An 11,518-nucleotide genomic window follows, 5' to 3' on the forward strand; every position below is an offset into this window, starting at 1 on the left:
CTTCTCCTCTTGGACGCCCGCTATATGACGGCCGATTAGGTGCCGAATGTGCTGCCGGACATATGGATCCGACAACCGGCGATTACTTCGAGTAGAACTCGACGATGAGCTGCTCGGAGAGCGGCACATCGATCTGTGCGCGCTCGGGCAACGAGTGCACCAGGATGCGCAGCGTGCCGGGCACGACCTGCAGCCAACCCGGAGCCTTGCGATCGCCCTGGATCTCCTTGGCGATCTGGAACGGAACAGTCTGCAGCGACTTCGGGCGGACATCGATGATGTCGTAGCGAGAGACGCGGTAGCTGGGCACGTCGACCTTCACACCATTGACGGTGAGGTGGCCATGGCTGACCATCTGACGCGCCTGGCGGCGGGTACGAGCGAGTCCGGCGCGGTAGACGACGTTGTCAAGACGGGTCTCGAGCAGACGCAGCAGCTCGTCACCGGTCTTGCCGTTACGACGGTTGGCCTCTGCGTAGTAGAGACGGAACTGCTTTTCCATGACGCCGTAGGTGAAGCGAGCCTTCTGCTTCTCCTGCAGCTGGAGCAGGTATTCGCTCTCCTTGATCCGCGCGCGACCATGCTGGCCGGGCGGGTAGGGGCGACGCTCAAACGCCTGGTCTCCGCCGACGAGGTCGACGCGCAGACGACGAGATTTGCGGGTTGCGGGTCCGGTATAACGAGCCATTTTTTAAAGTCCTCTTCTTTCCGATTAAACCCGGCGCCGCTTGGGCGGGCGGCAGCCGTTGTGCGGCTGCGGGGTGACATCGGAAATGGTGCCGACCTCGAGGCCAGCGGCCTGAAGTGATCGGATAGCAGTCTCACGACCCGAACCCGGGCCCTTCACGAAGACGTCGACCTTCTTGACGCCGTGTTCCTGTGCCTTGCGGGCAGCGTTCTCGGCAGCAAGCTGTGCCGCGAACGGGGTGCTCTTACGCGAGCCCTTGAAGCCGACATGTCCGGACGAAGCCCAGGCGATGACGTTTCCGGCAGGATCAGAGATCGAGACGATGGTGTTGTTGAACGTGCTCTTGATGTGCGCGCTGCCGTGCGGGACGTTCTTCTTCTCGCGACGACGAGTGCCCTTCTTGGGGCCGGCGCTACGTGACTTAGGAGGCATGGATTACTTCTTCTTCCCGGCGATGGTCTTCTTCGGGCCCTTGCGGGTCCGAGCGTTGGTCTTGGTGCGCTGTCCGCGAACGGGCAGGCCACGACGGTGACGCAGACCCTGGTAGCAGCCGATTTCGATCTTGCGACGAATGTCGGCCTGCACCTCGCGGCGCAGGTCACCTTCGACCTTGACCGAGGATTCGAGGTATTCACGAAGCTTCAGGACGTCTTCGTCAGTGAGGTCCTTGGCGCGCAGGTCGGCACTGAGGCCGGTGGCAGCAAGGATCTCCTTGGAGGTGGTACGACCAACTCCATAGATGTACGTGAGTGCGATCTCCAGGCGCTTTTCGCGCGGAAGATCAACACCAGCAACACGTGCCATGTGGCGTTTCCTTTGGTTCTCGGAGGTCTGCTCCCAATCCGTCCCCGACTCTTGCAGGGCCCCGGCCTCCGTGCCGGGGGTAGGCGGACTCCTGTGTGAGTCCGCTGGTGTTGAGAGGTCTTCTTTTGTTGCCTGTATGAAGTTGTGTCGCTCTTACAAGCGATCGGGTCGAAGTGCTGATCAGCCCTGACGCTGCTTGTGACGCAGGTTCTCGCAGATCACCATGACGCGGCCGTTACGCCGAATCACCTTGCACTTCTCGCAGATCGGCTTGACGCTCGGTTTAACCTTCACGTCACTCTCTCCTTTGCCTGTGCTGAGACCGACCTTGGTCGCTCAGCACGGATCTACTTCAAAGCACAGGGCACAGCCTTATAGCCGCACCCCAGCTGGTTGTCCTACCCGGAGGGGTCCGGGAAGTCTGTTGGGTCTTACTTGTATCGGTAAACGATCCGGCCGCGAGTCAGGTCGTAGGGCGAAAGCTCCACGACCACGCGGTCTTCCGGCAGGATGCGGATGTAGTGCTGCCGCATCTTGCCGCTGATGTGGGCGAGTACTTTGTGGCCGTTCTCCAGCTCAATGCGGAACATCGCATTGGGCAGGGGTTCGACAACGCGGCCCTCCACCTCGATGGCGCCTTCTTTGGCCATAGCCTCCACGATTCTGGTGTGTTGACCACACCTGAACAGTTGTCTTCGATTACCGTCATGACACGCACGTGACCGGGTTCTTTTCAGCGGCAGTCGGCAGGCGATTCGAGCAAGCTCTGCAAATCTGGGCACAAAAACAATCCGGCGCGCGTACGCACCGTTGATCAACATTACGCTGCCGCGCAGCTCAGGACAAATAAGCGCATTCTCCGGTGGACCCGCGTGCCCCCGAAGCTCCCCCGATCGGCCGGAATCTGGCCTTGACGCGATCCTTCAGTTCAGTTTACGGTGACCGCACTCACGGATTGAAACGTTTCAAACTATCGATTGGCGACGGGCCCATGCAGCACGAACAACCGGAAACGGTTACCGAGACATCAGCCGACACTCCACGTCAGCGGGTGTGTTTCACCATGAACCTGCGGCCCGACCGCATCGATGATTACCTCGCTGCCCACGAGGATGTCTGGCCGGAGATGCTCGACGCATTGCGCGAGACCGGCTGGTCCAACTACTCGCTGTTCCTGCAGCCCGGCACCGGACTGGTGGTCGGGTACGTGGAAACCGAGGACTTCGACCGGGCGCGCGAACTGATGGCCCAGACCGCGGTGAACACCCGGTGGCAGGCCACCATGGCGCAGTATTTCGCCGATCCCACGGCCGGACCCGACACCACGATGACCGAGCTCGACCACTACTTCCACCTCGCCTGATCGGTTCTTCATCCGGATCGGATCTATCGGCGGTGTCACATTCGGCACCCACCCGAACGAGTCGCCCGAGCCGGACCAATTACCCTGCGCCCACACCCCATGAGGAGAAACCATGAAACTCGGGGCCAAGAAAACCACCGGTTGGAAGGCAACGATCTCTGTTGCCATGTCCAACTACATCGAGGCCGGATCGATCATCGCGATCGCCACCAGCCTCGGTTTCTGGCAAGACGAGTTCGGCATCAGCAACTTTGCTGTCGGCTTGCTCGCCGCACTCAGCGCCAACGCCTTCGGCGCTGCCGTCGGCGCGGCCATCGGCGGTCCGCTGTGTGATCGCTACGGACGTAAGGCGATCTACACATACGACCTGATGGTCTACATGGTCGGCGTGCTGATCGCGGCCTTTGCCCTCAACTTCGGCATGCTGATGATCGCGTTTGTGATCACCGGTCTGGCGGTCGGCGCAGGCGTTCCGGCGTCGTGGACCTACATCGCCGAGCAGGCTCCCTCGGGTGCCCGGGCCAAACACGTCGGTACCGCCCAGCTCGCCTGGTCGGTCGGCCCTCTGGTCGGCTTCGCCCTGGCCGCCGCGCTCGCGCCGCTCGGGTTGCTCGGTTCACGGCTGATATTCCTGCACCTGTTCGTGGTTGCCGCGGTGGTCTGGTGGATTCGCCAGGGCCTGGCCGAGTCGAAGCTCTGGACCGAGGACAATCTGGAGAACACGGACGCGAACACGGGCTCGACGCCTGCCCCGGTCGCCACCTCGGGTGGCGCAGGTCTGCGCGGCCTGTTCTCGAAGAAGGTCAACATCACCGCGCTGCTGGTGCTCATCGGCATCTACGGCTTCTGGAACACCGTCGCCGGTCAGGCAGGCATCTTCATGCCGCGCGTCTACGAGACCGCAGGCCTCCACAGCGAAGTCCAGCAGAACCTGCTCCAGGTCCTGGTCTGGGGCATGACCGTGCTGTCGACCTACTTCGTCTTCATGCGCCTGGCCGACCACATGTCGCAGCGACTGCTGTTCGCCCTCGGCGCCATCCCCGGCATCTTCGCCTGGGGCGTGCTGGTCATGTTCACGGACGGCGGCATGACAACCATGCTCATCTTCGCGATCTGCTGGGGCATCTCCAGCGGTGTCGGAGCGCAGGCCTTCTACAGCCTGTGGGCCAGCGAGTTGTTCGCAACCCCGTACCGCGCCAGCGCGCAGGGCGTCATGTTCTTCGCCGTCCGCACGGCCACCGGTGCGCTGAGCTACTTCTTCCCCACCCTGCTGGCGGCAGTCGGGCTCGCCTGGGTCGGACTCCTGCTGATCACCTGCCTGACCATCGCGCTGATCATCGGAGTCATCTGGGCCCCGGACACCCGCGGCAAGGAACTCAAGGACATCGAGATCGAGCGGTACGGGCGGCCCATCAGCCCCGAGCTCGTCGGAACAACCACCACCGCAACAACCACCACCGCACAAACGACCGGCAATGCTGGGAGCAACTGACATGAAAAACTTTGACGCCGCCAAGATTGAAACGTTTCAGAACCTAGCTATCGAGCTCCCTTCCTGGGCATTCGGCAACTCCGGCACCCGATTCAAGGTGTTCGGAACCCCCGGAACCCCGCGCACGGTGCAGGAAAAGATCGCCGACGCCGCCACCGTCAACCGCTTCACCGGCCTCGCTCCGACCGTGGCGCTGCACATCCCGTGGGATCTGGTCGACGACTTCGCTGCATTGCGCCGCTACGCCGAAGATCAGGGTGTGGGCCTGGGAACGATCAACTCCAACACCTTCCAGGACGACGACTACAAGTTCGGCAGCCTGACCCACACCGACAAGAGCATCCGACAGAAGGCCATCGATCATCACCTCGCCTGCATCGAGGTCATGAACGCGACCGGCTCGCGCGACCTGAAGATCTGGCTCGCCGACGGCACCAACTACCCCGGCCAGGGTGACATCCGCGGCCGCCAGGACCGGCTCGCCGAATCGCTGTCCACGATCTATCAGCACATCGGCGACGAGCAGCGGATGGTGCTCGAGTACAAGTTCTTCGAGCCGGCCGTCTACATGACCGACGTTCCGGACTGGGGCACGTCGTACGCCCAGGTCAGCGCACTCGGTGAGCGGGCGCTGGTCTGCCTCGACACCGGCCACCACGCGCCAGGGACCAACATCGAGTTCATCGTCGCCCAGCTGTTGCGTCTGGGAAAGCTCGGTTCGTTCGACTTCAACTCCCGGTTCTACGCCGACGACGACCTGATCGTCGGGGCCGCCGACCCGTTCCAGCTGTTCCGCATCATGTTCGAGGTGATCCGCGGCGGTGGCCTGGCCACCGGTTCGCCCGTCGCGCTGATGCTCGACCAGTGTCACAACGTCGAGGAGAAGATCCCCGGTCAGCTCCGTTCGGTGCTCAACGTCCAGGAGATGACGGCCCGCGCATTGCTGGTCGACACCGAGGCGCTGGCCGCCGCGCAAGATGCCGGAGATGTGCTGGGCGCCAACGGGATCTTCATGGACGCGTTCTACACCGATGTCCGGCCCGAGCTCGCACGCTGGCGTGCCGAGCGCGGACTACCCGCCGATCCGATGGCCGCATACGCCGAGTCGGGCTACCGGGAGAAGATCGTGGCCGAGCGCGTCGGTGGAACCCAATCGTCCTGGGGCGCTTGAGTTTTAGCCTGAGATTTTTCAGTTTTCAATTTCTGTCTTGTCGATATCTGTAAGGAATGCAATGACCAACCCGACCGTCAAACAACTCATCGAACGCTCCAACCGCCTCGGCGCCGATCCCAAGAACACGAACTACGCGGGCGGTAACACCTCCGCCAAGGGCGTCGACCGTGATCCCGTCACCGGCCAGGACGTCGATCTGATGTGGGTGAAGGGGTCGGGCGGAGATCTCGGAACCCTCACCGAGGGCGGACTCGCGGTGCTGCGCCTCGATCGTCTGCGGGCGCTGGTCGACGTCTACCCGGGTCTCGATCGCGAAGACGAGATGGTCGCCGCATTCGACTACACCCTTCATGGCCGCGGTGGCGCCGCGCCGTCGATCGACACCGCCATGCACGGACTGGTCGACGCCGCGCACGTCGATCACCTGCATCCCGATTCGGGTATCGCCCTGGCGACGGCATCCGACGGCGAGGCGATCACCAAGAAGATCTTCGGCGATCGGGTCATCTGGGTGCCGTGGCGTCGCCCCGGCTTCCAGCTCGGCCTCGACATCTCCGAGGTCAAGAAGCAGAATCCGCAGGCCATCGGCTGCATCCTCGGTGGACACGGCATCACCGCGTGGGGCGAGACGTCCGAAGAGGCCGAGGCCAATTCGCTCGAGATCATCTCCGCCGCCGAGGATTACCTCGCCGTCAACGGCAAGTCGGCGCCTTTCGGTCCCCCGCTCCGCGGTTTCGGCCCACTGAGTCCGGCCGAGCGGGCTGCCAAAGCCGCTGCCCTCGCGCCAACGCTGCGTGGACTGGCATCGACCGACAACGCCCAGGTCGGGCACTTCAACGACTCCGATCCGGTGCTCGAGTTCCTCACCGCCGCCGAGCATCCCCGGCTCTGTTCGCTCGGCACGTCTTGCCCGGATCACTTCCTGCGCACCAAGGTCAAGCCGATGGTGCTCGATCTGCCTGCGGATGCCTCGGTCGAGGACTGCATCACCCGCCTGAAGGAACTGCACGAGTCCTACCGGGCCGACTACACCGCGTACTACAACCGCCATGCCACCGAGGACTCCCCCGCGATGCGCGGTGCCGATCCGGCGATCATCCTCATCCCGGGTGTCGGAATGTTCAGCTACGGCAAGAACAAGCAGACCGCACGGGTGGCGGGCGAGTTCTACCTCAACGCGATCAACGTGATGCGCGGCGCCGAGTCCGTCTCGACGTACCTGCCCATCGACGAGGTCGAGAAGTTCAACATCGAGTACTGGGCCCTGGAAGAGGCCAAGCTCGCCCGGATGCCCAAGCCCAAGCCGCTTGCCACCCGTATCGCCCTGGTGACCGGCGCGGCCTCGGGCATCGGCAAGGCCATCGCGAACCGCCTGGCCGCCGAAGGCGCCTGCGTGGTCATCGCCGACCTCGACGAGGAGAAGGCCAAGGCCGCCGCCGCCGAGATCGGATCGTCCGACGTCGCGATCGGCGTGCGCGCCGATGTCACCGACGAAGCCCAGGTCCAGGCCGCGGTCGATGCCTGCGTGCTCGCCTTCGGTGGTATCGACCTCGTCGTCAACAACGCCGGTCTGTCGCTGTCGAAGTCGCTGCTGGAAACCAGTGCAGCCGACTGGGATCTGCAGCACAACGTGATGGCCCGCGGCTCGTTCCTGGTGTCGAAGGCGGCCGCGAAGGCCCTCATCGATCAGCAGATGGGCGGCGACATCCTCTACATCTCGTCGAAGAACTCGGTGTTCGCCGGACCCAACAACATCGCCTACTCCGCAACGAAGGCCGACCAGGCGCATCAGGTCCGCTTGCTGGCCGCCGAGCTCGGTGAGCACGGGATCAAGGTCAACGGCATCAACCCCGACGGCGTCGTCCGCGGCTCGGGCATCTTCGCAGGCGGCTGGGGTGCCAAGCGCGCCGCGGTCTACGGCGTGCCGGAAGAGGAGCTGGGCGAGTTCTACGCGCAGCGCACCCTCCTCAAGCGGGAAGTGCTGCCGGAGAACATCGCCAACGCCGCGTTTGTGCTCTGCAGCTCCGACATGTCCCACACCACCGGACTGCACGTGCCGGTCGACGCCGGTGTCGCCGCGGCATTCCTGCGATGAGTTCCGGAACTCGGACCCGGAAGCTGGCGGCCGTCGATCTCGGCGCCACCAGCGGCCGGGTGATGTTGGCCGAGGTCGGCCCGGATCACTTGCAGATCCGGGAGGTGACCCGGTTCGCCAACGGTCCGCTCCCGATCTGGGACGGTCACCGGACCGCGCTGCACTGGGATGTCCCCGGGCTCTTCGCGCACATCCGCGGCGGGCTCGCGGCGGCCGGCCGCGAGGCCGACGACCTGGCCGGGATCGGCGTCGATTCCTGGGCGGTCGACTACGGACTGCTACGCGGCGGGCGCCTACTGGGACTGCCGTACCACTACCGCGACGACCGCAACAACGGTGGCGTCTCGGCGGTACACAGCTCCATCGACCCGGCAGATCTCTACGCCCGCAACGGTTTGCAGTTCCTGCCCTTCAACACCGTCTATCAGCTGATGGCCGAGAAGCAGGCCGGAACCCTCGAACTGGCCGATCGGGCACTGCTGGTCCCCGACCTGATCGGGTACTGGCTGACCGGCGAGATGGCCACCGAGCGCACCAACGCCTCGACCACCGGATTGCTCGGTGCCGACGGACAGTGGGACGACGAACTCAACCGCATCCTCGGACTGCCGACGGACCTGTTCCCCGGTTTGATCGAACCCGGATCGCAACTGGGCCGGCTGCTGCCGGACGTCGCATCCGGGCTGGGTCTGTCGTCGTCGGTGTCCGTCAATGCCGTCGCATCCCACGACACCGCGTCCGCAGTGGTCGCCGTGCCGATGCGGCCGGAGTCGTCGGCGTACATCTCGTGTGGCACGTGGGGCCTGGTCGGGGTCGAGTTGACCTCGCGGGTCACCGAACCGGCTGCCCGGGTCGCGAACTTCACCAACGAGGTCGGGGCCGACGGCCGGATCCGGTTCCTGCGGAACGTGATGGGTCTGTGGCTGCTCAGCGAATCGGTGCGGCAATGGGAACGCTCCGGCGCCACCATCGATCTGGCCGAACTGCTCGATCAGGCCGCCGCCGCGAAACCACCGGCAGAACTCTTCGACACCGACGACCCCGAGTTCCTCTCCCCCGGTGACATGCCGGCCCGGATCGCGCGGTGGTACACCGCCCGCGGCCTGCCTGCACCGATCGAACCGGCGCAGATGGTGCGGGCCATCCTCGAGAGCCTCGCCGGCGCTTTTGCCCGGCGGGTGCAGGAGGCGGCGTCGCTGTCCGGCACCGCGGTCGACACCGTCCACCTGGTGGGCGGCGGAGCCCGTAACCGGCTGTTGTGCCAACTCACCGCGGACCGACTCGGCATGCCGGTCCTCGCCGGACCCGTCGAGGCGACGGCGATCGGTAATGTCCTGATCACCGCCCGGGCCCAGCAATTGATCGCCGACGACCTCGAGAGCGCACGCGCGATGGTCGCCGCAACATTCCCACCAGAGCGATACGAGCCACGTACGACCGGCCGGCATCGCAACGATTTTGTAGGGGTATCACGATGAAACGGCAGTTCCCCAAGGTCCACGACCTGGCGCCATTGATGAAGTTCAAAAAACCCGAGATCAATGCCAAGAAGCGGCGACTCGACTCGGCACTGACCATCGAGGACCTGCGCAAGATCGCCAAGCGGCGGACCCCGCGCCCGGCCTTCGATTACACCGACGGGTCGGCGGAAGCGGAGATCTCGATCAGCCGCGCCCGCGAGGCATTCAACGACATCCAGTTCAACCCGGCGATCCTGCGCGACGTCTCCAAGGTGAACACCGGCTGGGACGTCTTCGGCGCCCCGGTGGCAAAGCCGTTCGGTATCGCACCCACCGGCTTCACCCGGATGATGCAGACCGAAGGCGAGATCGCAGGCGCCCGCGCGGCGGCCAGGGCCGGGATCCCGTTCTCGCTGTCGACGATGGGCACCGCGTCCATCGAAGATGTGAAGGCGGCCAACCCCAATGGCCGCAACTGGTTCCAGCTCTACATGTGGAAAGAGCGCGAGCGCTCGATGGCATTGGTCGAGCGTGCGGCCGCCGCGGGCTACGACACCCTGCTGGTCACCGTCGACGTGCCGGTCGCGGGCGCACGTCTGCGTGACAAGCGCAACGGCATGTCCATCCCGCCTGCACTGACACCGGGCACCGTCATCAACGCACTGCCCAGGCCGCAGTGGTGGATCGACTTCCTCACCACCGAACCGCTGGCATTCGCCTCGCTCGATCGCTGGTCGGGCACGGTGGCCGAACTCCTCGACACGATGTTCGATCCGACCGTCACGTTCGAGGATCTCGCGTGGATCCGCGATCAGTGGCCGGGCAAGGTCGTGGTCAAGGGCATCCAGACCGTCGCCGACGCCAAAGCAGTTGTCGATCTCGGTGTCGACGGCATCGTGCTTTCCAATCACGGTGGCCGCCAACTCGATCGGGCACCGATCCCGTTCCATCTGCTGCCGCAGGTCGCCCGCGAGGTCGGCAAGGACACCGAGATCGTGCTCGACACCGGCATCATGTCCGGCGCCGACATCGTCGCGTCGATCGCACTCGGAGCCCGCTTCACGCTGATCGGCCGGGCCTACCTCTACGGCCTGATGGCCGGCGGCGAGGCAGGCGTGGATCGCGCCATCGAGATCCTCTCCGAGCAGGTCGAGCGCACCATGCGACTGCTGGGTGTGAACGCCCTCGAAGAGCTGACACCCGCACACGTCACGCAGCTGACACGCCTGGCGCCCCGCGCGATGAACACCGAACGCGACTGAACCCGCGTTAGCCTGACCCCCTGGACCCATTGATCCGTGGACCCCTTCACCTCTTGACTGTCCGTCACCTGGTGACTGCGGGTCCACGGTGTCAGGGTTGGAGAGAGAAAGAAGGCGACCAATGGTGGTGAGTATGCGCGACGTGGCGGCGAGCGCCGCCGTGTCCATCGGCACCGTCTCGAATGTGCTGAACTCCCCCGACAAGGTCGCCCCGGCAACTGTCGAGCGGGTACACAAGGCGATCGCCGAACTCGGCTTCGTCCGCAACGACGCCGCCCGCCAACTCAAGGCCGGAAGGTCGCGGTGTGTGGGGCTGATCGTCCTGGATGTGGGTAACCCCTTCTTCACCGATCTGGCCCGGGCGGCCGAACGACAGGCCACCGACAACAACCTCACGTTGCTGCTCGGCACTTCGGACGACGACGTCAGCCGCGAGCACACGTACCTCGAAACCTTCGACGAGCAAAGGGTTTTCGGCGTACTGGTCTCACCGGTCGGGGATGACCTGAGCCGGCTCGAAGCGCTGCAATTGCGCGGCACGCCCGTGGTCCTGGTCGACCGCAACGGCGAAAAGACACCCTTTCCCTCCGTATCGGTCGACGACGTCGCAGGCGGCGCCCTGGCCTGTGGCCACCTGTGCGACACCGGACGTCGGCGCATCGCCTTCGTCGGCGGCCCGCGGGCCATCCGTCAGGTCGCCGACCGTCTGCAAGGCGCACGCGAGGCCATCGAACGGGTACCCGGCGCCACCCTCGAGGTCATCGAGACCCGCTCGCTCAGCGTCCTGGCCGGACGAGCCGCAGGCGAACAGATCCGCAGACGGCCCGCCGCCGAGCGCCCCGACGCCATCTTCTGCGCCAACGACCTACTCGCCATGGGCGTCCTCCAGGCCCTGACGATGCTCGCCGATGTCTCGGTGCCCGGCGACATCGCCCTGATCGGATACGACGACATCGACTTCGCCAAGGCAGCGGTGGTGCCGTTGTCCTCGATCAGCCAGCCGAGCAGGCAACTCGGTTCCAGCGCCATCGATCTCCTTGTCGGCGAGGCCACCCGGAGCCCGCACAACCCACCCCGGCACATTCGCTTCCAACCGCGGTTGGTCGTCCGCGCGTCCACTGCCCCGGCCTGAGCACCCCCCATTCCCGACCACTGCCAACTCCCTGCATCGAACGACCGA

General features: G+C 64.9%; 12 protein-coding genes. 7 read left to right on the forward strand and 5 right to left on the reverse strand.

Annotated features, from left to right (window positions below):
* Window positions 1-82 precede the first annotated feature (82 nt).
* The 5 genes from rpsD to infA all read right to left on the reverse strand — a co-directional run bounded on the left by rpsD (window position 83) and on the right by infA (window position 2,142).
* Window positions 83-688: a 30S ribosomal protein S4 gene (gene rpsD / locus AC1TQG_RS02605; protein WP_482135383.1), complete on the reverse strand. Its 606-nt coding sequence runs from the start codon at window positions 686-688 to the stop codon at window positions 83-85.
* Between the two features lie 24 nt (window positions 689-712).
* Window positions 713-1,120: a 30S ribosomal protein S11 gene (gene rpsK / locus AC1TQG_RS02610; RefSeq protein ID WP_020109368.1), complete on the reverse strand. Its 408-nt coding sequence runs from the start codon at window positions 1,118-1,120 to the stop codon at window positions 713-715.
* Window positions 1,121-1,123: 3 nt separating this feature from the next.
* The gene (gene rpsM, locus AC1TQG_RS02615; RefSeq protein ID WP_482135384.1) at window positions 1,124-1,492 is read right to left on the reverse strand and encodes a 30S ribosomal protein S13; all 369 of its coding nucleotides are present in this window, start codon (window positions 1,490-1,492) and stop codon (window positions 1,124-1,126) included.
* Between the two features lie 180 nt (window positions 1,493-1,672).
* On the reverse strand, window positions 1,673-1,786 hold the full coding sequence (gene rpmJ, locus AC1TQG_RS02620) for a 50S ribosomal protein L36 (RefSeq protein WP_026917227.1): 114 nt from the start codon (window positions 1,784-1,786) through the stop codon (window positions 1,673-1,675).
* A 137-nt stretch (window positions 1,787-1,923) separates the two neighbouring features.
* Window positions 1,924-2,142 (reverse strand): translation initiation factor IF-1, encoded by a 219-nt coding sequence (gene infA / locus AC1TQG_RS02625; RefSeq protein ID WP_020109371.1) that lies wholly within the window; start codon window positions 2,140-2,142, stop codon window positions 1,924-1,926.
* Between the two features lie 341 nt (window positions 2,143-2,483).
* Here infA and AC1TQG_RS02630 point away from each other — a divergent pair, with 341 nt between their 5' ends.
* From AC1TQG_RS02630 to AC1TQG_RS02660, 7 genes are all read left to right on the forward strand, one after another.
* Window positions 2,484-2,855, forward strand: a complete 372-nt coding sequence (locus tag AC1TQG_RS02630; RefSeq protein WP_482135385.1) for an L-rhamnose mutarotase — start codon at window positions 2,484-2,486, stop codon at window positions 2,853-2,855.
* 112 nt (window positions 2,856-2,967) lie between these two features.
* On the forward strand, window positions 2,968-4,347 hold the full coding sequence (locus AC1TQG_RS02635) for an MFS transporter (protein WP_482135386.1): 1,380 nt from the start codon (window positions 2,968-2,970) through the stop codon (window positions 4,345-4,347).
* A gap of 1 nt (window position 4,348) precedes the next feature.
* Window positions 4,349-5,518 (forward strand): L-rhamnose isomerase, encoded by a 1,170-nt coding sequence (gene rhaI, locus AC1TQG_RS02640; protein ID WP_482135387.1) that lies wholly within the window; start codon window positions 4,349-4,351, stop codon window positions 5,516-5,518.
* Between the two features lie 61 nt (window positions 5,519-5,579).
* Window positions 5,580-7,616 (forward strand): bifunctional aldolase/short-chain dehydrogenase, encoded by a 2,037-nt coding sequence (locus AC1TQG_RS02645; protein ID WP_482135388.1) that lies wholly within the window; start codon window positions 5,580-5,582, stop codon window positions 7,614-7,616.
* Window positions 7,613-9,094, forward strand: a complete 1,482-nt coding sequence (locus AC1TQG_RS02650; protein ID WP_482135389.1) for a rhamnulokinase — start codon at window positions 7,613-7,615, stop codon at window positions 9,092-9,094. The genes AC1TQG_RS02645 and AC1TQG_RS02650 overlap by 4 nt, the downstream gene beginning before the upstream one ends.
* On the forward strand, window positions 9,091-10,338 hold the full coding sequence (locus AC1TQG_RS02655; protein WP_482135390.1) for an alpha-hydroxy acid oxidase: 1,248 nt from the start codon (window positions 9,091-9,093) through the stop codon (window positions 10,336-10,338). Before AC1TQG_RS02650 ends, AC1TQG_RS02655 begins: the two co-directional genes overlap by 4 nt.
* A 121-nt stretch (window positions 10,339-10,459) precedes the next feature.
* Window positions 10,460-11,470, forward strand: a complete 1,011-nt coding sequence (locus tag AC1TQG_RS02660) for a LacI family DNA-binding transcriptional regulator (protein ID WP_482135391.1) — start codon at window positions 10,460-10,462, stop codon at window positions 11,468-11,470.
* The last annotated feature ends 48 nt before the right edge of the window (window positions 11,471-11,518 follow it).

It is taken from the genome of Williamsia sp. Y844 (assembly GCF_056786475.1).

Excerpts from the sequence above, each read along its gene's own strand:
- rpsD (WP_482135383.1), bottom strand. The coding sequence starts at position 688 with ATGGCTCGTTATACCGGACCCGCAACCCGCAAATCTCGTCGTCTGCGC.
- rpsK (WP_020109368.1), bottom strand. The coding sequence starts at position 1,120 with ATGCCTCCTAAGTCACGTAGCGCCGGCCCCAAGAAGGGCACTCGTCGT.
- rpsM (WP_482135384.1), bottom strand. The coding sequence starts at position 1,492 with ATGGCACGTGTTGCTGGTGTTGATCTTCCGCGCGAAAAGCGCCTGGAG.
- infA (WP_020109371.1), bottom strand. The coding sequence starts at position 2,142 with ATGGCCAAAGAAGGCGCCATCGAGGTGGAGGGCCGCGTTGTCGAACCC.
- AC1TQG_RS02630 (WP_482135385.1), top strand. The coding sequence starts at position 2,484 with ATGCAGCACGAACAACCGGAAACGGTTACCGAGACATCAGCCGACACT.
- AC1TQG_RS02635 (WP_482135386.1), top strand. The coding sequence starts at position 2,968 with ATGAAACTCGGGGCCAAGAAAACCACCGGTTGGAAGGCAACGATCTCT.
- rhaI (WP_482135387.1), top strand. The coding sequence starts at position 4,349 with ATGAAAAACTTTGACGCCGCCAAGATTGAAACGTTTCAGAACCTAGCT.
- AC1TQG_RS02645 (WP_482135388.1), top strand. The coding sequence starts at position 5,580 with ATGACCAACCCGACCGTCAAACAACTCATCGAACGCTCCAACCGCCTC.
- AC1TQG_RS02650 (WP_482135389.1), top strand. The coding sequence starts at position 7,613 with ATGAGTTCCGGAACTCGGACCCGGAAGCTGGCGGCCGTCGATCTCGGC.
- AC1TQG_RS02655 (WP_482135390.1), top strand. The coding sequence starts at position 9,091 with ATGAAACGGCAGTTCCCCAAGGTCCACGACCTGGCGCCATTGATGAAG.
- AC1TQG_RS02660 (WP_482135391.1), top strand. The coding sequence starts at position 10,460 with ATGGTGGTGAGTATGCGCGACGTGGCGGCGAGCGCCGCCGTGTCCATC.